Below are 23,704 nucleotides of genomic sequence, written 5' to 3'. Positions count from 1 at the left end.
TTGGCGACTAAACGCAGCCCGGCACTGAGACTGGCACAGCCTTTCCGGCTGTTTGTGCAGAGGTTTGCCTTTTTGTCGCTGGTTATTGCCTCGTTCGGGCTGATGGTCTTCGGCAAGGCCGACCCGAAAAGCATCGCGTCTCTCCGGACCTCGATCAGCGATGCCGTGGCTCCGATCCTCGATGTGATGTCGCGACCGACCAGTGCCGTTTCGAACACCGTCACCCATCTGGAAGAGCTGCGGGATATCCGTGCCCATAATGAAAGCCTGATCGAGGAGAACAGACGCCTCCTCGAATGGCGGCAGGCCGCCCTTGAACTTCAGGCACAGAATCAGTCCCTGCGGGAATTACTGAACTTCGACCCGCCGCCACCGCCTGAATTTGTCACCGCCCGTGTCATTGGTGATCCCGGTGGTCCTTTCGCCCAGTCAGTTCTGCTGAATGTCGGTGCCCGTGATGGTATTGCCAAGGGACAGGCCGTCATTACCGGCGAAGGGCTGATCGGTCGCGTGGCGCAGGTTGGTAACCGGTCGGCGCGTGTTCTGCTGCTGACAGACATCAACAGCCGGATTCCGGCGGTCATCGAATCCAGCCGGGCACGGGGTATTCTGACCGGAGACAACGGTGACCAGACACGGCTGCTGTTCCTGCCCGCGAACACAACCGTCGGCCCCGGCGAACGGGTTGTGACATCCGGCCATGGGGGCGTCTTTCCGCCGGGCCTGCCCATCGGGGTGGTCTCTTCCGTTTCAGACGGGGTTGTCCGGATTCAGCCGTTCCTGCGGCGCCATCGCCTTGAATATGTCCGCGTGGTAAATTATGGCCTCGCCGGCATCCTGAACAGCGACAGGATGGACGAGGCGGGCGGACTGTCGGAATGACCCCCTTAACTTTCAGCCAGAGGCTCGATCACGTCGCACGTCAGATCGTCCCCTGCCTGAGTGTCCTGCTCCTGATCCTGATCAGTGCCATGCCGGTTCACCTCCCCTTCTGGGGTGTCATTGCACCGATGTTGTCGCTGCCTGCGATCTTTTACTGGGCCGTTCACCGGCCCGATCTGGTACCGGCATCAATGGCCTTCCTTCTCGGGCTTTTTCAGGATGCCATCCTTGGTACACCGCTGGGGGTCGGCGCCCTGATCCTGTTGCTGATGCAGGGCGGAATCTCTGCGCAGAGTGCCGTATTCTACGGGAAAAGCTTTCTGATCAGCTGGTGGGGGTTCGGCATGGTGACCGCACCGGCCATGCTGCTTTTCTGGCTGCTGGTATCCATGTTCGACGGTGCCCTTGTTCCGTTTCGGCCTGTCATCTTCCAGTATCTGATCATGATCGGTCTCTATCCGCTGCTGAACTGGCTGCTGGCCCGTCTGCAATATGCCGCGCTGAGGCAGGAAATATGAATCGCGATACGGACCGCGCAAAGCTGTTCGGCCGTCGCGCCGCCTTTCTGGGTGTTGCCAAACTCGCCCTGCTCGGCGGGCTGGCCGGGCGCATGTATTATCTCCAGATTATCGAAGGCAGCCGATACGCCACCCTGGCAGATGAAAATCGCATCAATATCCGCCTGCTGCCACCCCCGCGCGGCCGTATTCTCGACCGGTTCGGCAAACCTCTTGCTGATAATGAAATCAATTATCGTGTTCTGATTGTTGCCGAAGACACGGAAAAGGCCGGCGGGATGAAGGCAACGCTGGAGCGCTTGTCGCAGATTGTCGATATCAGCCCGAAAGATATCCAGCGCGTGCTGCGCGATGCCCGCAGACGGCGCAGCTTCGTTCCCATCAAGGTCGTCGAAAACCTGACATGGGAAGAAGTCGCCAGCATTCAGGTTAATTCACCGGATCTTCCGGGCATTGATATTGATGTCGGACAAAGCCGGAATTATCCGAACGGCGAAACACTTGCCCATGTGCTCGGTTATGTCGCCCAGGTCTCCGAGACGGACCTGACCGGTGACCCCCTGCTGGAACTGCCAGGCTTTCGGATCGGCAAGGCCGGGGTGGAGAAGGTCCATGATCTGGCCCTGCGCGGGGCCGGTGGTACCAGTCAGGTCGAGGTCAATGCGTTGGGCCGCATCAAGCGGGAACTGGAACGCAAAGAGGGCGAGCCCGGCGTCGAGGTCGAACTGACGATTGATGTGGAACTCCAGAAGTTTGTGGAACAACGGGTTGGCGAGGAAAGTGCCGCCGTTGTCGTCCTCGACATACATACCGGCGAAATTCTCGCCATGAGTTCCCAGCCGGGTTTCGACCCCAATGCCTTCAACAAGGGGCTGACCACCACCTACTGGCGGTCTCTGGTGAACAATGAGAAATCGCCACTGATCAACAAGGCTCTGGTGGGCCAGTATCCGCCCGGCTCAACCTTCAAGATGGTCGTGGCACTCGCTGCACTGGAAGCCGGCATCATCGCCCCGGATCAGACCGTCTTCTGTAACGGCGTGACAGAACTGGGGAATGCCAGGTTCCATTGCTGGAAAAAATGGGGCCACGGCCATATGGACATGCACGAAGCGATCGAGCAGTCCTGTGATATCTATTTCTATGAAATCGCCAAACGCCTCGGCATCGACCGGATCGCCGAAATGTCGCGCCGGTTCGGACTGGGAGAGCCGGTTGATATCGATCTGCCCGGTGCCCGCTCCGGCGTCATCCCGACACGGGACTGGAAGGCGGCAACTATTGGCCAGCCCTGGCAGAAAGGTGAAACACTGATTGCCGGCATCGGTCAGGGCTATGTGCTGACCACCCCCCTGCAACTCGCAGTCATGACCGCCCGGCTGGTCAATGGCGGGATGGCCGTCCAGCCTCACCTGACCCGTACCATCGGCGGCAAACCGGCACATGCCTACGAGCCGGCCCGGATTGATGTTTCCCCGCGGTCGCTGAAACTCGTCGCGGATGCCATGGCCGCAGTCGTCAACAGTCCGAAAGGAACCGCAAAATCTTCAAGGATCGAAGACGAGACCATGAAGATGGGCGGCAAGACCGGCACGGCACAGGTCCGGCGTATTTCAAAATCCGAACGCGACACCCGCGTCCTGAAGAATGAAGAACTGGAATGGCGTGAACGCGACCATGCCCTCTTCGTGGGTTACGCACCGGTCGGGGCACCCCGCTATGCTGTATCGGTGGTTGTCGAGCATGGCGGCAGCGGCTCTGCCGCCGCCGCCCCGATTGCCCGGGACGTACTTGAGGAAGTCCAGCGCCGCAGCATTCTGCCACCGCTGCCACCCAAAACAGTCGCCAGCGACAAAGATCAGCCGGGCGGAGAAGATTCTCCGCTGCAAGCCGCCAGCCTGACAGGGCGATCCCTGTGAGGGGCCTGATTTCCAGCCGCACAAGCGAAATGACCCTGCGGGAGAAGATCTGGCAGATCAACTGGTCGCTGATCCTGCTCATTCTGGCAACGGCCTCCGTCGGCTTCGCGATGATGTATTCCGCCGCCAACGGAAACTTTGACCCATGGGCCACACGACAGATGGCGCGTTTCGGTGTCGGCATGGCCATCATGCTGTTCATCGCCCTGCTGGATATCAGATTCTGGCTGCGATCCGCCTATCTGGCCTATGTCGTGGTACTTGTCCTGCTGATCGCTGTGGAAGTGTTTGGTTCCATCGGCATGGGCGCACAGCGCTGGATTGCCGTCGGCCCGATACAGGTTCAGCCTTCCGAGCTGATGAAAATAGCTCTCGTCCTTGCACTGGCCCGCTATTTTCACGGCATCAATCTGGAAGACGTCAACCGCGTTACCTCGTTCATTCCACCGATCATCATGATCCTGATGCCCACCGCCCTGGTACTGCGTCAGCCCGACCTCGGGACCGCGATGATGCTGGCGGCCGGCGGGATTGTGCTGATGTTTCTGGCCGGGGTCCGGCTGTGGGTCTTTATTGCCGGTGGCGTGGCCGCTCTCGCCTCTATCCCGATTGCCTGGCAGTTCCTGCGCGACTATCAGAAACAGCGCGTGCTGACCTTCCTGGACCCGGAAACCGATCCGCTGGGTGCCGGCTATCATATCCTGCAATCCAAGATCGCCCTCGGATCCGGCGGCATGTTCGGCAAGGGCTTCCTGCAGGGGACACAAAGCCATCTCAGCTTCCTGCCGGAAAAGCAGACCGATTTCGTCTTCACCATGCTGGCGGAAGAATTCGGCATGATCGGCGGGCTGGGTCTGCTCGGTCTCTATGCCCTGCTGCTGATCTATGGTGTTTTCATCGCCATGCGATCGCGCAGCCACTTTGGCCGGTTGCTGGCCATGGGGGTAACCGTCACCTTCTTCCTCTATGTCTTCATCAATATCGCCATGGTCATGGGGCTGGTCCCTGTGGTCGGTGTTCCCCTGCCGCTGATTTCCTATGGCGGGACCGCAATGCTGACCCTGCTGATGGGATTCGGCCTGCTGATGTGTGTCTATATTCACCGCGACGTGCCCTTCGGTCGCCGTGGCGAGGAAGAGACCTGAGCAACCGGCCGGCCTGTCTGTGACATCCGTCACTTCCGGCAATACGCTATTTCCCTTACGTAGTTCCCACGATTACCAAAACATCCCTCTGCCCTGAATATAGACTGGGACGACAAGGGAGGGGGACGCAATGGCCGACAACGAAACGAAAACACCGGTAACCGGAACAGACGCCACATCTGACACGCCCCGGACCGGCATTGTTGCCCCTGATAATCCTGACAAGGGCAATCTGACAGAACTGTCGAAACTCGGGGCTTTCAGCCCGGACCTGCTCGATCTGCTGAGCGAGATGCAGGGCACAGCAGATGACCTCCCCGAGCAGCCTTCAGATTCCCCGGTCACCGGGATGCCGGGCAGCGATTCCCCGTCTGACTAGGCCCCACCGTCACCTTTCACGCCATCCCCGTGCATTTTATCTCGACAGCCCCCCGCTCCTTCGCTAGAACCGCGTCTCCGCTTAAGGCGGGCGCATAGCTCAGTTGGTAGAGCAGCTGACTCTTAATCAGCGGGTCCCAGGTTCGAGTCCTGGTGCGCCCACCAACCCTTTCAAAGGGTTAGCGGGAATTCTCATAAAACAAACCGCCAATGAGTACCAGGCCACTCGTCAAGTGTGGCGGATCGGCAAGTCAATCCGGGGCATTTTCTTTTAGTCACGGCGCAGTATCATGCAGCCGAGCCAAGTGACCTGGGAAATCGCAGATCAGGTGAGCAGCTTTGCAGGCGCCTGCATAGCTGTTGTTATGTGGAAGGTTGCGTACCACCTTGGCTCAGATACCTGATTGGCCGGTGATAGAATTGATTCATGCACCGGGCTGCAAATCCGGGACACCGGCTCGAATCTGGCCCGCACCTTCAGAAGCTGTCAGTCTGGAACCGAAGCCGTGACAAGTCTGTCTGTCGGGCGGTATCTTCGCTGCCCGCATGGCTTTCGCCGTGCCTTTCCCGCGACACGGTTACCAGCCGGTGCTTTTGACATTCAGACGAGGGTTCTCTTATGCCGACTTATCCTGACGTAAAGCTTTTCATCAACGGTACATGGCGTGACGGCAAGGCGGGTAAATCGCTGCCGGTCATTGATCCGGCGACCGAGGAAGAAATCGGCCGTCTGGCCATGGCGGGCACGGCGGACCTGGACGAGGCGCTTGCGGCGGCGGAGAAAGGTTTCGCCATCTGGCGCGCCACCCCTGCCTTCGACCGTTACCAGATCATGCGCAAGGCCGCCAATATCCTGCGCGAACGGGCCGACGACATCGGCTGGCTGATGACCCGCGAACAGGGCAAGCCGCTGGCCGATTCCGTGGGCGAGATCATGCGCGGAGCCGACACCATCGACTGGTTTGCCGAAGAAGCCCGCCGCGCCTATGGCCTGATCATCCCCGCCCGCGCCGCCGGTGTCACCCAGATGGCGATCAAGCAGCCGGTTGGCCCGGTCGCCGCCTTCACCCCCTGGAACTTCCCGATCAACCAGATCGTCCGCAAGCTCTCTGCCGCGCTGGCAGCCGGCTGTTCGATCATCGTCAAGGCACCGGAAGAAACCCCGGCCTCACCCGCTGAGCTGATCCGCGCCTTCGCCGATGCGGGCGTTCCGGCAGAGGTCATCAGCCTTGTTTACGGTGTGCCTGCCGAAATCTCGGAATATCTGATTCCGCATCCGGTCATCCGCAAGATTTCCTTCACCGGATCGACCCCCATCGGCAAGCATCTCGCCGCCCTTGCCGGACAGCATATGAAACGTGCCACCATGGAGCTGGGCGGTCATGCGCCGGTTCTCATCTATGATGACGCTGATCTGAAAAGCGCCATCAACATCATGGCACCGTTCAAGATCCGCAATGCCGGTCAGGTCTGCATCTCGCCAACCCGTTTTCTGGTACAGGACGGGGTTGCCGACGAGTTCATTTCCAGCTTCGTCAGCCGGATGGAGCAGGTAAAGATCGGCAACGGACTGGAAGACGGCACAGAGATGGGCCCGCTGGCCAACGAACGCCGCATCCCCGTCATTGAGGACATGATCAGTGACGCCACCGGCAGAGGGGCGAAGCTTGCCACCGGCGGCGAGCGCATCGGCAACAAGGGCTATTTCTTCCAGCCGACGGTGCTGACTGACGTACCGACAGACGCCAAGATCATGAATGACGAGCCGTTCGGCCCGGTCGCCGTCATCAATCGCTTCTCCGGCCATGATGACGCGATTGCCGAAGCCAACCGCCTGCCCTTCGGCCTTGCGGCTTATGCTTTCTCCTCATCTGCCGAAACCATTCAGCGGCTCGGTCAGGAAGTTGAAAGCGGCATGCTGACCATCAACCATATGGGCCTGTCCCTCCCGGAAGTTCCGTTCGGCGGAATCAAGGATTCCGGCTATGGTACCGAAGGCGGCGCCGAAGCCATTCAGGCCTATCTGGAAACACGTTATGTAACGGCGATGGTCTGACGCCCACGGCCAACCGGCACGTCCCCGGCCTCTCGGTATTACAGCAGAGAGTGCCGGAGGCGGGCCAGCCCGGCATCATCATCGCCACCCGCCGGAATATATTCGCAGCCAAAAGCCCCCTGATATCCGGCAGCCTGGAACGCCGGCAGCAGATTCGGATAGAGCAGGTTGCCGGACAGCGGTTCAACCCGGTCCGGTATCGACGCGATCTGTACATGACCGATAATACCCGCATGTTTGCGGAACAGGTCTGCAACTTCTGACGGGCCATCTTCCATCCCGACATGAAAACAGTCGAACATGATCTTCAGGCGGGGATTTCCGATCTCTGCGATGATCTCTGCCGCCTGCTCCACTGTGCGAAGGAAATAACCGGACATCGCGGTCTGACAAAGCGGTTCGATCAGGATCGTTCTGTCCGTTGCCTCCAGCGCGACAGTCAGATTTCTGATATAAGTCGCCCGCGCTTCCGCCCCCTCTGCCACACCGGCCAGCACATGAATGGCCCCGGCATCAATGCGCCCGGCAATCCCGGCGGCTTCATCAATATCTTTCCGGAACTGATCCTCCTGCCCGGGAATGGCAGAACAGCCCGGCTTACCCTCCATCCGGACATTCATCCCGCAAACCGGCAGACCCACCTCTGCCAGCAGATCATCAAGGGCTGCCGGGTCTTCACCCCGCGCCTCGTCGTGAAATTCCAGTGCATCAAAACCCGCTGTTTTCGCCGCACGGATGCGATCCATGAACGGGCGCTCCTTGAACAGGAACCCGGTATTGGCCGAAAAACGAAAGCTCATTTGTTCTCTCCTTCCGGCAGGGTCAGTCCGGCATTGCGGGCATAGACCTTGGCCACGGCGGCATCATCCTCACCACCCAGCCCGGACCCGGCGGCGGCCAGAAACTGTTGCAGGGCGGCCGCGGTCAGCGGAGCCCCGAACTTTGCCTGACGGGCAATGTCCAGCACGATGCCCAGATCTTTCGGCCAGATATTGATCGCCGAATGGGGCGTGTAATCGCCCCTGACCACATGCGGTGCCCGGTTCTCGAACATCCAGGAGGTTCCGGCGCACTGACTGATCACCTCGACAAGCTTCGCCGGGTCCACACCCTGTGTCATGCCGAAGGTCATGGCTTCACCCATCGCCGCGATATGCACACCGGCCAGCAACTGGTTCACTGCCTTCATGGCCGAACCCGGCCCGGCGCTGTCACCCAGCTGGAATATCGTCTCCGCCATAGCGTCCAGTGCCGGTTTCACGGCGGCAAAGGCTGCGGGCCGGCCTGCCGCCATCACCGACAGCCTGCCCTCGGCCGCCTTCACCGAGCCACCGGATATCGGCGCATCGAGATAATGCAGGTCTGCCGCTTCCGCCGCCGCCTCCATCTCGCGGGCAAAGTCCGGTGACACGGTTGCGCAGGAGATAATCCCCGCACCGTCCGGCATCCGGCCGATCAGCCCCTCGTCACCGGTCAGCACCATCCGCGTCTGGTCGGCGTTGAGGACGACCAGCACGGCGATATCGAGGTCGTCAGCCACCGCCGCCGCGACACCCGTCTTGCCGCCTTCGCCAACAAATTTCTCGACCTGCGCCCGGTTCGGATCAAAGCCCCAGACCTGATGACCGGCCCGCAGCAGCGACTGCGCCACGCCATAGCCCATCGATCCCAGACCAAACACGCCAATCCGCATCATATCACCCATCCGTCATTCTCCCGTTCATTGCCCACATCATCCGGCTTTCCACCCGAAAGCAAAGACCTGAGCGTAACCACAGATCATATTACCCCTCCCTGCCCTGAACTCGTTTCAGGAACGTCCGACAACAGCCGGAGTGTCAATTGTGAGGGATCCTGAACTGGATTCAGGATGAGGGAAAAAGGAGCGAAAAAGAGAAGGGGCAAGACATCTGACCCCGGCCTTTTACAGCCAGCCTTGGTTGTCAGCCCTGCCAGCCTCATCCTGAACTCGTTTCAGGATCTTTCCCGGCAATCCTCACAGTGATGTCAGAGGAGTTCTGAAAGGCATAAAAAAAACCCGTTGTCCCGAAACTGATCCGGAACAACGGGTTTTGGATAACACGGTAACCTGTACTTACTGTGCAGCAGCCTGTGACTGCTTGACTGACGGGGCCAGCGAGCCGGAGGCGTAGCGGGCGGCCATGTCGGAGAGCGGGATGGCTTTCAGCTTGCTGGCCTGACCGGCGGTGTTGAAGGATTCAAACCGTGCGATGCAGACTTTCTCCATCGCGGCGATGGCCGGCTTGTTGAAGGCCCGGGGATCGATTTCCGCTTTCTTCTCGGCAGCGACTTTCCGGTACATGCCGGTGATGGCCATCCGGTTGTCGGTGTCGATGTTGATCTTACGGACACCGAACTTGATGCCTTCGACGATTTCCTCAACCGGCACACCATAGGTCTGCGGCATTTCACCACCAAACTCGTTGATGATGTCCTGCAGGTCCTGCGGTACGGAAGAAGAGCCATGCATGACCAGATGCGTGTCCGGCAGCTTCTCGTGAATCGCCTTGATGACGTTCATGGCGAGAATGTCGCCGGTCGGCTTGCGGGAAAACTTATAGGCGCCGTGGCTGGTGCCGATGGCAACGGCCAGCGCATCGCAATGGGTACGGCTGATGAAATCGGCGGCCTGTTCCGGATCGGTCAGCAGCATATCCTTGTCGAGCTTGCCCTCGAAGCCGTGACCGTCTTCCTTCTCGCCTTCGCCGGTCTCAAGCGAACCAAGGCAGCCCAGTTCACCCTCAACAGACACACCAACCTGATGCGCGGTCTCAGCGACCTTCGCCGTGACTTCGACATTATAGTCGTAGGAAGCCGGGGTCTTGCCATCTTCTTCCAGCGAGCCGTCCATCATGACGGAGGTGAAGCCGTTCTGAATGGCAGAGAAGCAGGTGGCGGAATTATTACCGTGATCCTGATGCATGCAGACCGGGATATCCGGGTACATTTCAACAGCCGCCTGAATGAGGTGGCGCAGCACAATATCATTGGCGTAAGCGCGGGCACCGCGGCTGGCCTGCAGAATAACCGGCGACTCGGTTTTGGAGGCCGCCGACATGATCGACAGCATCTGTTCCATATTGTTGATGTTGAAGGCTGGCACGCCGTAACCATGTTCGGCTGCGTGGTCCAGCATCTGACGCATTGAAATCAAAGCCATTTTTCTCTCCCGTTCGTAAATGGGGGGCTATCGCTTGGGGCTGCCCTCCCGGTCGTGATTACCTTTCCAGCGCGGCGACACCCGGAAGCGTCTTGCCTTCCAGCCATTCCAGAAAGGCACCACCTGCTGATGATACATAAGTGAACTGTTCCTGAACACCAGCCGTCGCCAGTGCAGATACCGTGTCGCCCCCACCGGCAACGCTGAGCAAGCGGCCGTCGCGGGTCAGCTCTGCCGCCTTCCGGGCAACCGCATTGGTGCCTTCGTCGAACGGTTTGAACTCGAACGCACCGAGCGGGCCGTTCCAGACCAGTGTCTTGCAGGTCTCCAGCAAATCACAGAGAGATGCTGCAGCCATTGGCCCGACATCAAGAATCATCTTGTCGGACGGCACGCCACCGACTTCAACAACATCGGTTTCGACCCCTTCTGACAGCGTTGCAGCAACAACGGCATCACGCGGCAGTACAATCTCGCATCCCGCCGCATCGGCCTTGCCCATGATGGCGCGGGCCGTATCCAGCATTTCATGTTCGCAAAGCGACTTGCCGATATCCGTTCCCAGTGCGGCCAGAAAGGTATTCGCCATGCCGCCGCCGATCACCAGCTTGTCGACCCGGCCGACCAGGTTGCCCAGCAGATCGAGTTTCGTCGAAACCTTGGAACCACCGACGATGGCACAGACCGGACGTTCCGGATTACCCAGCGCCTTCTGCAATGCATCCAGTTCCGTCTGCATCAGACGCCCTGCTGCATTCGGCAGCCGCCGGGCGAGGCCTTCGACAGAAGCATGGGCACGGTGCGAAACCGAAAACCCGTCATTGACGAAGATGTCACCGAGTTCCGCCAGCGCATCGGCAAAATCGTTATCGTTGGCTTCCTCGCCGCCATGAAAGCGGAGATTCTCCAGCAGCACAAAGCCGCCGGGTGCACAATTGCCAATCACTGCCCGGGCCGGTGTGCCGATGCAGTCGTCACCGAACGCCACCGGCGCACCAAGCGCCTCAGACAACGGGCCAGCCAGCGGCTTCAGTGAGCTGGCCGGATCAACCTTGCCCTTGGGCCGGCCGAAATGGGACAGGATCACAACCTTTGCACCTGCCGCCGCAAGATCTTTCGCCGTCGGGACAAAGCGGCGAATACGGGTGTCATCAGAGATAACCCCATTCTGCATCGGCACGTTCAGATCGGCGCGAACAAGGACAGTCTTACCTTTGACATCCAGATCATCAATGGTGTTGAAGTCGCTCATCAGACCCGTGCCTTCACCGCTTCCACCACGGCATCCGACGTGATGCCGAAATGCTTGTAAAGCTGATCTGCAGGCGCAGAGGCGCCGAAGCCGGTCATGCCGATCGCGACACCATTGTCACCGAGATAACGCTCCCAGCCCCAGGTGATGCCCGCCTCGACTGACACCCGGAGGCTGCCCGGCGCACCAAGAACGGAAGCCTTGTAGGCTGCGTCCTGCCGGTCGAACAGTTCCTGACAGGGCATGGAGACAACCGCCGTCGGGATACCCGCAGCCTGCAGTTCGGCACGGGCTGCAACAGCCAGTTCAACTTCAGAACCGGTTGCCAGAATGGTTGCCGCACGGGGGCCACCTTCCGCTTCAAACATCACATAGGCACCGCGACCGGAAAGGTTCTCTTCCGTGTGCAGGGTGCGGATGGTCGGCAGGCCCTGACGGGTGAGAGCCAGAACAGACGGGGCATCCGTTGATTCCAGCGCCAGCGCCCAGCATTCCATGGTCTCGACCACGTCGCAGGGACGCATCACCATGACATTCGGCATGGCCCGCAGGCTGGCCAGATGCTCGACCGGCTGATGGGTCGGGCCATCTTCGCCAAGTCCGATGGAATCATGGGTCATGACATAGACAACCGGCTGCTGCATCAGTGCCGACAGACGGATCGAGGGACGGCAGTAATCGGTAAAGACCATGAAGGTCCCGCCATAGGGACGGAAACCACCATGCAGCGAGATGCCATTCATCGCCGCGGCCATACCATGTTCACGGACACCGTAATAGATGTAGGCCCCGGAGAAATCGTCACGGCTGACCGGATTCTGACCGGCAACCTTGGTATTGTTTGAACCCGTCAGATCGGCAGAACCACCAGCCATTTCCGGCATCACCGGGAAGATCGCCTCAATGGCTTTCTGGGAGGCCACACGAGTCGCCAGCTTCGGTGCGGTTTCCGACATCAGCTTCTTGTGGGCATTCACGGCGGCTTTGAAACCGTCATGCAGCTTGCCGGTCGAAACCCGGACAAATTCATCACGCAGGCCGGCATCTGCCTTCGCCAGCTTCTTTTCCCAGGCGGTGCGGGCTGCCTTGCCGCGCTTGCCGGACTGTTCCCAGGCTTCCTTGACACTGGCCGGGATTTCAAACGGTGCATGCGGCCAGTTCAGCGCCTTGCGGGCACCGGCAATTTCATCCGGGCCGAGCGGCGCGCCGTGGGTTGCGGAAGTACCGGCTTTTGTCGGCGCCCCGAAACCGATGGTGGTCTTGCAGCAGATCAGCGACGGCTTGCCCTTCTGACGCTGCGCCGCCTTGATCGCCTTCGCGATGGCTTCCGGGTCATGACCGTCAATGGACTGTACATGCCAGCCGGATGCCTTGAACCGGGCAGGCTGATCATCAGAGACGGACAGGTCGGTAGAACCGTCGATGGAAATCGAATTGTCATCAAACAGGACGATCAGACGGCCAAGGCCGAGATGCCCGGCCATCGACACGGCTTCATGACTGATGCCCTCCATCAGGCACCCGTCACCGGCGATGACATAGGTATAATGATCGACCAGATTGTCACCGAAGCGGGCGGCCATCATGCGTTCGGCCAGCGCCATACCGACGGAGGTTGCGATCCCCTGCCCCAGCGGGCCGGTGGTCGTCTCGATGCCGGTTGCATGACCATATTCCGGATGACCGGCGGTGATGCTGCCAAGCTGGCGGAAATTCTCGAGCTGCGCCTTCGTCATATCCGGATAGCCCGTCAGGTGAAGAACGGCATAAAGCAGCATCGAGCCGTGCCCCGCCGACAACACGAAGCGATCCCGGTCAGCCCAGTTCGGAGCCGTCGGATCAAACTTCATGAAATCCTTGAACAGAACCGTCGCCACATCCGCCATGCCCATCGGCATTCCCGGATGACCAGAATTGGCTTTCTGAACAGCGTCGGCAGCAAGAAAACGGATGGCATTCGCCATCTCTTCGTGGGTCGCGGTAGCCGCGGACGAAGAATCGGGCATAGGTAAAGCTCCTGAAGGGCTGAAAGTCGCGGCCTTTATACCCGCCCTCCCCGGAGAATCGACCGAAAACGGGGCATAGCCTGTGGAAAACTATTCGGGGTCACGGCAAATCAGCCTGATCTTCACGACCGGGGACAGTGCTTCATCACATAAGCCAGTCAAAACACCTGCCCCTCCAGACAACCACATCATGTCATCCCGTCAAACGACAGGTCGCTGCCGGGATGACATGTTGCGGATAAATGCTCTGACCCGCTTAAAGCGTCCGGCCCGAGATTTTTTCCATCCAGGCAGAGATTTCACAATGATCATGGCCGGCACCCAGGTCTTTCTGAGCCTCCAGCCAGGCTTTCACGCCCGTGGTCAGGACACTATTGGGCAGCCCCGCATCTTCACCGATCCGCATCGCCGTGGTGATATCCTTAACCATCAGGTCCATGGAGAACCCGGAATTGAAGGTATGGGGCAGGAAGAACTGCTTCACCTTGCGCTCGGTCGTACCGTTACGGCCTGTCGAGGCATTCACCACATCCGTGAAATTATCCAGATCGAGGCCGAATTCCTTGCCCATCAGCAGCGTCTCGATCGTGGCGACCATGCCGACAGCATTGACAAGATTGTTCAGTGCCTTGGTCGCCTGTCCGGCACCCGGACCGCCACAACGGTACACATTGGCACCCATCGCCTGCAGAACGGACTCGGCCCGGTCGACCAGATCAGCCGACCCGCCGGTCATGATTGCCAGCGAACCGGCTTCTGCGCCCTTGATACCGCCGGATACCGGGGCATCGATGAAATCAAACCCGCGCCCGGCGAGATCGGCCTGCAGGTCGCGGGTTTTCATCGGGTCGGATGAGGACATGTCGATCAGCAGCTTGCCCGGCGCGAATCCGGCAATCAGCGAATCACCGCCATCACCAAACAGAACCGACTTCACGATATCGATCTGCGGCAGCATGGTGATGATAATTTCAGACTGCGCCGCAAGGTCTTTCAGGCTGGCGGCCTTCGTTGCGGTCGGGCAACGGTCCAGAAACTCGCTGACAACTTTTTCACTGGCGTCGGTAACGCAAACACTGTGCCCCGCCTTCACCAGATTGGCGGCCATATGCCCGCCCATGTTGCCAATGCCGACAAACCCAACCTTTTTTGATGATTCGCTCACGTTACTCTCCCATTGAAAAAACAGCAGTTACCGAAGATCAGGTGGCCATCGAATAACATCTTGTTTTCATGGTCCACTTGATTTTGTCCGGTCTTTAGCATATCGCCATGGAATGAGCACTGATCCTTTGAAAATTCTCGACGACCTCGACGGTACAGCTTCACATCTTCACACGCCCTGCGGTGACGGACATATGGTCTGGCGCAGCTGGGGGAAGGGTGATCCGCTGGTGCTGATGCATGGCGGCTATGGCAGCTGGATACACTGGGTTCGCTGTATCGAGCCCCTGTCAAAGCGTTACCGGCTGCTGGTTCCGGACCTGCCCGGCATGGGTGATTCAGAAGTTCCGCCGGAACCACATACAGCTGAAGGGCTGGCGCAAGTCTGCGTCACCGGCCTCAATCAGATTCTGGAACCGGGTGAGCGACCACATATCGCCGGGTTCTCTTTCGGATCAATTCTGTCCGGCTACTCTGCTGCCTTTCTGGGAGAGCGTGCCCGCTCCTATACGATGATCGGCGCCGGTGGCCTCGGGCTGCCGCGTGTTGCCGGAATCGACCTGCGGCCGCGCCGACGTCATATGACAGAGCAGCAGAAGCTGGATGTCCACCGTCACAATCTGGCCGAGCTGATGCTGGCCGACCCGGATGCCATTGATGAGCTGGCCATGCATATGCAGGTCACCAACACCGGACGCGCCCGCACAAAAAGCCGGCCCATTTCCGGCACGGACACGCTGGCCCGGAAGCTGCCGGACATCATCGCACCGATTGCCGGAATCTGGGGCGCACTGGATGCAACGGCCATCCCGCGCATCGATATGCGCCGGGACATGCTGCGCCGGGTTCAGCCGGATGCAGAATTCCATGTCATCCCGAAAGCCGGTCACTGGGTGATGTATGAAGCGACGGATGCCTTCGTCGAAACCCTGACGGGCATCCTCAGCCGGGTCGAGGAACGGGGCTGAAGATCAGAGGGCTGAAGGTCAGCCCTCTGCCCAGTCCATCAGCTTGCCGATGAAGGCGTTGCAGGCTTCGATTTCCGTCAGGTCGATAAATTCGTTGGGCTGATGCGCCTGCAGAATGCTGCCCGGTCCGCAGATTACCGTCGACAGACCGGCTTCCTGAAACTGTCCGCCCTCTGACGCATAGGAGACCGTGGTCGTGGCATTGCGCCCGGTCAGCCGGTGGACCAGTTCTGCCGCCGGTGACGGGCTTTCCGGCATCAGGCCGGGAACCGAGGCCAGTTGCACGGTCTGTATATCAGCCTCCGGGAAAACGGACCGCATGGCCGGCAGCATCTCTGCAGCGCGGCCTTCAAGGCGCGCCAGAATGTCAGCGGAACTCTGCCCCGGAATGGTCCGGCAGTCCCAGTTGAAGCTGCATTCCCGGGCAACGATGTTATTCGCCGTGCCGCCGGAGATAACATTCACACCCATCGTTGTATAAGCCGGGTCGAACCGTTCATTGAAGGGGCCCTGGCTGCGGAATTCATCGGCGATGTCATGCAGAAAACTGACAAGCCGGGCGGCAATCGCGACCGCGTTCACACCCTTGTCCGTATGGGCGGAATGCGCCTCAAAACCGGTCACCGTCGTGCGAAAACTTGAAATGCTCTTATGGGCATCGACCACGCCCATCATGCTCGGCTCGCCGACGATACAGAGGGCCGGTTTCGGAAAACGGTCCACCAGTTCACGGATCATCCGGGGTGCTCCAAAACAACCGACTTCCTCGTCATAGGACAAGGCAAGATAGATCGGGCGTTTCAGGGGGCGTGACACAAGCTCCGGCAGACGGGACAGAACGATTGCCGAAAAGCTTTTCATATCTGCCGTACCTCGACCGAACAGGCGGCCGTCCTTCTCCACCACTTCCCAGGGGTCGGTGACCCAGGGCTGGCCTTCGACCGGCACCACATCCGTGTGACCGGAGAGCACCACGCCGCCCTCCGTCAGCGGACCGAAAGCCGCATACAGATTGGCCTTGGTGCCCTCGTCATTCGGCACCGCGTAGCTTTCGACGCCCCAGGCAGCGAGATAGTCGCGGACAAAATCAATCAGCGGCAGGTTGGAACGCGACGACGTGGTATCGAAGGAGACCAGCTTCGCAATCATCTCACGCGGGGTATAGCGGGGTCCGTCCATCATTCTTTCCAGAAAGCCGGGGTCAGCAGAATCAATACGGTCAGCACTTCCAGACGCCCGATCAGCATGCCCGCGCTGAGCATCCATTTCGCACTGTCCGGCAGGGTCGCAAAATTACCCGACGGACCGATAATCGGGCCAAGGCCCGGACCGACATTGGAGATCGCAGTCGCCGCGCCGGAAACCGCCGTCAGGAAGTCGAGGCCGGCCAGCCCCAGCCCCATCGCCAGCACCCCAAAACAAAAGACGAAGGTAAAGAAGAAGGTCAGCACGGACAGGCCCACCGTCTCGGAAATCGGCCGGCGGTTATAATAAGGTATGAAAACACCATGCGGCTGCAGCAACGTCTTCATCTGCGCCGCCGCCATGGCATAGAGAACCTGAAACCGGAAAATCTTGATGCCGCAGGTCGTCGACCCGGCACAGCCGCCGATGAACATGACGACAAAGAACATCACCAGCGCAAAGGTTCCCCACTGGTCGTAATCCGCCGTCGCATAGCCGGTCCCGGTCATCACCGACACCACATTGAACGAGACATAACGCAGTGCGTCATACCAGGGCTCGCCATTTGCAAAGGTCTGCCAGACCACAAGAGCCGCAATCACAGCGCCAACTATGCTGAAGAACCAGCGGACCTGTGTATCCCGCAGCAGGGCCAGGGGCTGTCCCCGGAAGGCCTGCAGATAAAGCACAAAAGGCAGCGCACTGGCGATCATGCCGAAGGTAATGATCCAGTCGATGGCGGCGCTGTCGAAATGACCGATCGACGCATCCGCCGTCGAGAACCCGGCCGTCGCGATGGTGGTCATCGCGTGGGCCACGGCCTCCAGCTTGCCCATACCGGCAAACCACAGCATGACGGCCCAGACCAGTGTCAGACCGACATAGATCAGGCCAATTGAACTGGCGATCTGTGCGGCCCGTGGCAAAACTTTCTCGGACTGGTCGGAGCTTTCCATCCGGAACAGCTGCATACCACCAACTCGCAGCATCGGCAGAACCGCAATCGCCATGACGATGATTCCGATGCCGCCAAGCCATTGCAGGACAGCGCGCCACAGCAGAATGCCCGGCGGCGCAAAATCGAGGCCGGTGATCACCGTGGCACCGGTGGTGGTGATGCCTGACATCGCCTCGAAGAAGGAGTCCGTATAGGACATTTCCAGCTTCGAGAAAGTGAAAGGCAGGGCGGCAAAGGTGGTCAGCACCACCCAGCTGAGGCTGGTCAGCAGAAAGGCCTGCCGGATGGTCAGGCGCATATCCTCGCCGCGACAGGTCAGGATCAGACTGATACCGATAAAGAACGTGCCCGCCGCGGACGCGGCAAATGCCTTCCAGTCATCGTCACCGCGAATAATGTCGATGATGGCAGGCAGGCACATACCGATGGCCAGTGTCGCCATCAGCAGTCCGATAACAAAGAGTATAGGTCGAAAGTCCGGCAAAAAAGTCTCCGAGCGCCCCGGCTGTCCGTTGCGCGCAGAGTCAGGCTAAAAGGCGGCGCTGTCCAGCACGCCGGTCAAATTCCCTAGCGGGCACCGACACCCAGAATGGTCAGAACCTCTTTCCGGCTCTCCGCATTATCGCGGAAAGCGCCGAGAAGACGGCTCGTCACCATGGTCACCCCGGGCTTGTGAACACCACGGGTTGTCATGCACTGATGCTGGGCCTCAACGACAACGGCCACCCCTTCCGGTTCCAGCACATCCTGAATGCAATTGGCAATCTGCGCTGTCAGCTTCTCCTGAATCTGCAGCCGTTTGGCATACATGTCGACAACACGCGCCAGCTTGGAAATGCCGACCACACGCTTGCGCGGCAGATAGGCAATATGAATCTTGCCGATGATCGGCACCATATGATGCTCGCAATGGCTTTCCAGCCGCACATCCCGCAGGGCCACGATTTCATCATAGCCATCGGTCTCTTCAAAGGTGCGGCTCAGGATTTCAACCGGATCCTGCTCATAACCGGCGAAGAATTCCTCATAGGCACGGACCACGCGGTTCGGCGTATCCAGCAGCCCTTCACGGTCAGGGTCGTCACCGCTCCACCTGATCAGGGTACGGACGGCGGCCTCTGCATCCTCACGGCTTGGACGACCTTCCTTGCCACCAAGTGCCGGGGCCAGCTTATCGATTGCGTTCACGTTGAAATCCTCTCATCTGCGACCGAACCTCTGAAATGTGGATCAGCCGACCTGCTTGCAAGTGCGGATTTACCCGCAGGATCAGTGAATGACCGGGTGACTGTGCGGACTGTCGAGGGAAAAAGCCGGAATCGCAATGTCGAACAGGTCACCGTTCTCGCGCTTCATTTCATAAGTGCCAACCATGAACCCGGACGGCGTCGAAAGCGGGCAGCCGCTGGTATATTCAAAACTCTCCCCCGGAGACAGCACCGGCTGTTCACCAATCACACCGGGACCGCGCACTTCCTCCATCCGGCCGCCGGCATCGGTGATTTTCCAGTGCCGGTTCAGCAACTGAACCACTTCATTACCATTGTTGCTGATAACCACACGATAGGCCCAGAGATAATGATCATCTGAAGGCTCGGACTGCTCATCGAGATAAAACGGCTCAACCGTTACCGTGATATTCTCCGTGGTTTCGCTGTAGTCCGCCATTTTCTGCCTTGTTTGCTCTCACTCAGAAGGCCAAACACTTAATTCCCCCCCTCCGCCCTGTCCAGCCTCGGGCGAGTTGCCCCTGCTCGGGAAGTGGGTCAACGGCATGCAGCAGACAATTGGGGATGTGGTTCGACTTCAGAAAAACCGGTACCGCAGCAATTTTGCCAGCGCGGAAACCAGAAAGGCAGAAGGCGGACCATTGGCCCGCCTTCTTCATTTTGTGGTCTAAACCTTGTTACCGGAAAGACCGCACTTTCGAGTTAGCTACAACTCTATTTTAGATAGTACAACCCGATCGGATTGTGCACAATAATAATTTTCTGAAGAATGGAGATTTATGATGTGGCGGCTGGGCATAGATGTTGGAACCAATTCGATCGGTTTTTCTGTCCTGGAACTTGATCAGACTCAGGAGATCCTGAAGCCGGTCAAAATTCTCGATCTTGGTGTCCGGATATTTACAGACGGTCGCAACCCGAAGGACCTTCAGTCACTTGCCGCCATGCGAAGAACCCCCCGCGGCATGCGACGCAACCGCGACAGGGCAAAAAACCGGAACGCCCGGTATCTGGGTGAGCTCCGGCGATATGGTCTTTTGCCAGACGAAGACCGGCCCTGCATCCTGCAACTTGATCCTTATATACTGAGGCTAAAAGGTCTGGATGAGAAGCTCGACCTGCATGCGTTTGGGCGCGCACTCTGGCATCTCAAACGCCGGGGTTTCAAATCAAACCGGAAAACGGATGGCGGGGATCAGGAAGGCGGCAAGATCAGGGATGCTTCTGACAGAACCCGTCAGACGCTGAAGGAGGAGAACTGCCGTACTCTGGGTGAATGGCTCGGCAAACCACGCCTTCAGACACTCATCGATAACGAGTGCCATAAAGCCGGCGAGAGAAAGCCGATGCCACAGGCCCGGGTGCGATTAAGAGGCAAAGGTGCAAAAGCGTTCTATGACTTCTATCCGACCAGGGAGATGATACTGGAGGAGTTTGACCTGTTGTGGCAGGTCCAGCAGAAATGGCACCCTGAAGTCCTGACCCCGGAAGCTAAGGAGTCATTACGGGAGACGCTTGCATTTCAATGGCCGCTAAAACCGCAACCGGTCGGACGATGCACCTTTGATCCGGACCAGCCAAGAGCACCACGGGCTCTGCCGAGTGTTCAGCGACTGAGAATCCTGCAGGAACTGAACCATCTCGGCATAATTGAACCCGGGAAGTCCTTACGTTCCCTGACTCTTGAAGAAAGGGATCAGGTGCTCCAGTTACTGCTCAGGACAAAAAAGCAGACTTTTGACGGCATACGGAAAGCGCTCAGATTGCCACAGGATGCCAGGTTCAATCTTGAATCGGCAAGCCGCCAACATCTTGACGGAGATCAGACGGCGGCCCGCCTGTCTTCAAAAAATCTGTGGGACAAGTCATGGCGGGATCTGTCCGCAACGGAACAGGATCGCATCGTCGAACGGCTGCTCGAAGAGCAGAACGAGACAGCTCTCGTTGAGTGGCTGCAGAAGGAATATTCACTGGCCCCCGACCGTGCGGACGCCATCTCCCGGGTAACACTGCCCGCAGGGCATGGGGCGTTCTGCCGGGAGGTCACAGCCCGGCTTACACCACATCTTGAGGCGTCAGTTCTCAGTTTTGACAAGGCTGCACTGGCTGCGGGTTTTCATCATTCCGATTTCAGGGATGGTGAAGTGTATCCGGACGGGTTGCCTTACTACGGTAAAATCCTGCAGCGGGAAGTGGCCTTCGGGAGCGGAAACCCGACCGACCCGGAAGAAAAGCGGCTGGGGAAAATCGCGAACCCGACAGTTCATGTCGCCCTGAATGAAATTCGCAAGGTCGTCAATGATCTCATTTCGATTTACGGGACACCGTCACAGATTGTCGTTGAACTGGCCCGGGATCTCCCGTTGTCAGCGCAGGGGCGCCGTGATCTTGAAAAACAGCAGCGGGAAAACCGGGAGGCAAATCAGAGCCGGGACAAGGAGCTTGACCGCCTGGGTATCCCCAGATCCTACGAAAACAGGCTGCGCCTGCGGCTCTGGGAAGAGCTGAATCAGGACAATGTGATGGACCGTCGATGTGTATTTACCGGTGAACAGATATCCATTGAACGGCTGTTCTCGTCCGAGGTCGAAATCGAGCATTTACTGCCGTTTTCCCGGACGCTGGATGACAGTATTGGCAACAAGGTTCTGTGCATGCGGCAGGCGAACCGGATAAAGACCAACAAAACACCACATGAAGCCTTTGGCGGATCACCGGAATGGGCGGATATTCTGAACCGCGCAGCAAGTTTACCGGAAAACAAGTTTTGGCGATTCTCACCGGATGCGATGGACCGGTATAACACCGGGGAGAGAGATTTTCTGAACCGGCAGCTTAATGACACCCGCTATATTGCCCGACTGACAAAAGGATATCTTGAAAAAACCGGTGCCGATACATGGGTGAACACCGGGCGACTGACATCCGACCTGCGCTGGGCGCTTGGACTGGACTCTGTCCTGCCCGGGCATAACAGCGCAGCATCCGGGACCGGGAAGAACCGGCTTGACCATCGTCACCATGCTGTTGATGCCCTTGTCGTCGGCCTTTGTGACCGGTCGATGATGAAGAAGGTCTCCGAACTTGCCGCGAAGCAGGAAACTGCTTCAGGTGTAAGGCTGCTTCCCGGTCTGGACGAACCCTGGGAGGATTTCCGGGACGCGGTTGTTCACCAGCTGGAGCGACTTGTCGTCTCTCACAAACCTGACCATGGCGTTCAGGGGCCGCTGCACAATGACACTGCCTATGGAATTCTTGACCCGCAGGCTCCGGCCGGAGAGGCACAGGAAGTTGTTCGCCGGGTAGCAGTTTCTGACATTCATAAAGCGTCGGATATCGAGCGGATCCGGGACCCGGAACTCAGGTCATTTTTTCAGAATGTTGCTGAAACAGCGACAGACAAGAATCTTGGCGATGTGCTCAGCGCAGCGGGAGAGACGCTGCATCCGCCTGTGCGCCGGGTTCGCGTTGTTGAAAAGCTCAGGGTCATCCCGATCGGCAATGGCCGGGCTACACCCTTCAAGGCCTATAAGGGCGATGGAAACTATTGCTACGACCTGTTCGAAGATCAGAAAGGCAGGTGGACCGGGATTGTTATCAACCGGTTTGACGCTAATCAGAAAGACTTTGATCCGCATTCCGGGACCGGCCCCGATGGCCATAACCTGGTCATGAGGATTCGGGTAAATGACATGCTGGAACTGGAACACGAGGGCAGCCGACAGGTCATGCGTATTGCGCAAATATCGCCTGGCAAGATCACTCTCGCCGGTCATACAGAGGCGGGCAGCCTGAAAGCACGAAATGCAGACAAGGAAGATTCCTTCCGATATCTCACATTTTCCCCTTCGTCGCTGCAAAAACTCGGGGCCGTGCGGGTCACTGTCAGTCCGGCCGGGCGGCTGTTTCGGAAGCAACCCGGACAGTGAACCATCGTGTTGTCGAAATAACCCGGGAAGATGCCCGGCTGAACCTGCACAGAGGCTTCCTCGTCGTCAGCTCTGCGGACGGGGAGATAGGACGGGTTGCGCTCGGTGATATCGGCGCTCTGATCATAAGAGGCCATGGCACCAGCCTGTCTGTGGCGGTTTGCTCGGCATTTGCTGAGCGGTCTCTCCCGGTCGTCATCTGCGGGTCTGATCAGCAGCCGGACGCCGTTATATGGCCGATCGACGGTCACTTCGAACAGGGTAAACGAATGCAGGCACAGGCAGAGGCAAGCCTGCCGGTTCGCAAACGGCTTTGGCGTGAGGTCGTCCGGGCAAAAATCCGAACCCAGGCGGGAATACTCGATCTCCGGGGTGTTCGAAGTAACAGGCTGCGACAAATGGAACGGGCTGTCCGGTCGGGAGATCCCGGGAATATTGAGGGGCAGGCAGCAAGATACTACTGGCCGATGCTGATGGGAGCCGGTTTTCGTCGTGAACGATCGTCAGGAGGTATTAACGCCCGCCTGAATTACGGATATACAGTGCTACGATCAGCAACAGCACGTTCAATTCTGGCGGCCGGTCTGCATCCATCGCTTTCGCTGCATCACGAAAGCCGGGGCACGGCGTTACGGCTGGCCGACGATCTGATGGAACCGTTCCGGCCTTATGTCGATTTCCAAGTCGCCCGGCTGATGGATGAGGGTGAAACGGATGAACTCAGTCCGGCAATGAAAGCCACACTTGCAGCCGTTCTGACCCGGGACCTGGCAGGTCCGAAAGGAGTCCGGCCGTTGCAGACCTGCCTTGATGCCATGGCCCTCTCATTGGCCCGGGTTTTTACCGGCGAAGTTCGTAAACTTGATCTTCCCGGAGAACCGTTACCGATGGACCTTGCCTCGACGTGAGTCATCTCAGTGGATTTCGACTATTG

At 58.8% G+C, this 23,704-nt stretch carries 19 protein-coding genes and 1 tRNA gene; 10 read left to right on the top strand and 10 right to left on the bottom strand.

Going from position 1 to position 23,704, the window contains the following annotated elements:
* Positions 1-24 precede the first annotated feature (24 nt).
* From mreC to GH722_10410, 7 genes are all read left to right on the top strand, one after another.
* A complete protein-coding gene (gene mreC, locus GH722_10440; protein ID MRG72190.1) occupies positions 25-882 on the top strand; it encodes a rod shape-determining protein MreC in 858 nt (285 codons plus the stop codon).
* The gene (gene mreD, locus GH722_10435; protein MRG72189.1) at positions 879-1,400 is read left to right on the top strand and encodes a rod shape-determining protein MreD; all 522 of its coding nucleotides are present in this window, start codon (positions 879-881) and stop codon (positions 1,398-1,400) included. The genes mreC and mreD overlap by 4 nt, the downstream gene beginning before the upstream one ends.
* The gene (gene mrdA, locus GH722_10430) at positions 1,397-3,319 is read left to right on the top strand and encodes a penicillin-binding protein 2 (GenBank protein ID MRG72188.1); all 1,923 of its coding nucleotides are present in this window, start codon (positions 1,397-1,399) and stop codon (positions 3,317-3,319) included. The genes mreD and mrdA overlap by 4 nt, the downstream gene beginning before the upstream one ends.
* A 29-nt stretch (positions 3,320-3,348) precedes the next feature.
* Entirely contained in the window at positions 3,349-4,464 is a 1,116-nt protein-coding gene (gene rodA, locus GH722_10425; protein MRG72187.1) for a rod shape-determining protein RodA, read from the top strand.
* A 130-nt stretch (positions 4,465-4,594) separates the two neighbouring features.
* A complete protein-coding gene (locus GH722_10420; protein ID MRG72186.1) occupies positions 4,595-4,843 on the top strand; it encodes a hypothetical protein in 249 nt (82 codons plus the stop codon).
* Positions 4,844-4,931: 88 nt separating this feature from the next.
* Positions 4,932-5,007: transfer RNA gene (locus tag GH722_10415), tRNA-Lys, on the top strand.
* Positions 5,008-5,461: 454 nt separating this feature from the next.
* Positions 5,462-6,898, top strand: coding sequence for an aldehyde dehydrogenase family protein (locus GH722_10410; GenBank protein MRG72185.1), 1,437 nt, complete (start codon positions 5,462-5,464; stop codon positions 6,896-6,898).
* 38 nt (positions 6,899-6,936) lie between these two features.
* On the opposite strand, the gene GH722_10405 is transcribed toward GH722_10410, so the two are convergent.
* The 6 genes from GH722_10405 to GH722_10380 all read right to left on the bottom strand — a co-directional run bounded on the left by GH722_10405 (position 6,937) and on the right by GH722_10380 (position 14,502).
* On the bottom strand, positions 6,937-7,698 hold the full coding sequence (locus tag GH722_10405; GenBank protein MRG72184.1) for a TIM barrel protein: 762 nt from the start codon (positions 7,696-7,698) through the stop codon (positions 6,937-6,939).
* On the bottom strand, positions 7,695-8,594 hold the full coding sequence (locus tag GH722_10400) for an NAD-binding protein (protein MRG72183.1): 900 nt from the start codon (positions 8,592-8,594) through the stop codon (positions 7,695-7,697). Before GH722_10400 ends, GH722_10405 begins: the two co-directional genes overlap by 4 nt.
* A 399-nt stretch (positions 8,595-8,993) precedes the next feature.
* Complete coding sequence (locus tag GH722_10395) at positions 8,994-10,079, bottom strand: fructose-bisphosphate aldolase class II (GenBank protein MRG72182.1); 1,086 nt, start codon at positions 10,077-10,079, stop codon at positions 8,994-8,996.
* A 58-nt stretch (positions 10,080-10,137) separates the two neighbouring features.
* Entirely contained in the window at positions 10,138-11,331 is a 1,194-nt protein-coding gene (pgk, locus tag GH722_10390) for a phosphoglycerate kinase (GenBank protein MRG72181.1), read from the bottom strand.
* Complete coding sequence (gene tkt, locus GH722_10385; GenBank protein ID MRG72180.1) at positions 11,331-13,337, bottom strand: transketolase; 2,007 nt, start codon at positions 13,335-13,337, stop codon at positions 11,331-11,333. The genes pgk and tkt overlap by 1 nt, the downstream gene beginning before the upstream one ends.
* A 256-nt stretch (positions 13,338-13,593) precedes the next feature.
* A complete protein-coding gene (locus GH722_10380) occupies positions 13,594-14,502 on the bottom strand; it encodes an NAD-binding protein (GenBank protein MRG72179.1) in 909 nt (302 codons plus the stop codon).
* 112 nt (positions 14,503-14,614) lie between these two features.
* On the opposite strand from GH722_10380, the gene GH722_10375 reads away from it, so the two are divergent.
* Positions 14,615-15,469 (top strand): alpha/beta fold hydrolase, encoded by an 855-nt coding sequence (locus GH722_10375; GenBank protein MRG72178.1) that lies wholly within the window; start codon positions 14,615-14,617, stop codon positions 15,467-15,469.
* Between the two features lie 18 nt (positions 15,470-15,487).
* On the opposite strand, the gene argE is transcribed toward GH722_10375, so the two are convergent.
* From argE to apaG, 4 genes are all read right to left on the bottom strand, one after another.
* Entirely contained in the window at positions 15,488-16,648 is a 1,161-nt protein-coding gene (argE, locus tag GH722_10370; protein MRG72177.1) for an acetylornithine deacetylase, read from the bottom strand.
* A complete protein-coding gene (locus tag GH722_10365) occupies positions 16,648-18,054 on the bottom strand; it encodes a potassium transporter TrkH (GenBank protein ID MRG72176.1) in 1,407 nt (468 codons plus the stop codon). The genes argE and GH722_10365 overlap by 1 nt, the downstream gene beginning before the upstream one ends.
* 125 nt (positions 18,055-18,179) lie before the next feature.
* Positions 18,180-18,800: a GTP cyclohydrolase I FolE gene (folE, locus tag GH722_10360; GenBank protein ID MRG72175.1), complete on the bottom strand. Its 621-nt coding sequence runs from the start codon at positions 18,798-18,800 to the stop codon at positions 18,180-18,182.
* 81 nt (positions 18,801-18,881) lie between these two features.
* Entirely contained in the window at positions 18,882-19,280 is a 399-nt protein-coding gene (apaG, locus tag GH722_10355; GenBank protein ID MRG72174.1) for a Co2+/Mg2+ efflux protein ApaG, read from the bottom strand.
* Positions 19,281-19,620: 340 nt separating this feature from the next.
* Between apaG and cas9 the strand changes: the two genes are divergently transcribed.
* Positions 19,621-22,770 (top strand): type II CRISPR RNA-guided endonuclease Cas9, encoded by a 3,150-nt coding sequence (cas9, locus tag GH722_10350; GenBank protein ID MRG72173.1) that lies wholly within the window; start codon positions 19,621-19,623, stop codon positions 22,768-22,770.
* Positions 22,587-23,678, top strand: coding sequence for a type II CRISPR-associated endonuclease Cas1 (cas1, locus tag GH722_10345; GenBank protein ID MRG72172.1), 1,092 nt, complete (start codon positions 22,587-22,589; stop codon positions 23,676-23,678). The genes cas9 and cas1 overlap by 184 nt, the downstream gene beginning before the upstream one ends.
* Positions 23,679-23,704 lie beyond the last annotated feature (26 nt).

Source organism: Alphaproteobacteria bacterium HT1-32 (assembly GCA_009649675.1).
Taxonomy (GTDB): Bacteria; Pseudomonadota; Alphaproteobacteria; order Rhodospirillales; family HT1-32; genus HT1-32.
The sequence above is the reverse complement of the archived record's forward strand: the minus strand, read 5'-3'. Positions and strand labels throughout refer to the sequence as shown.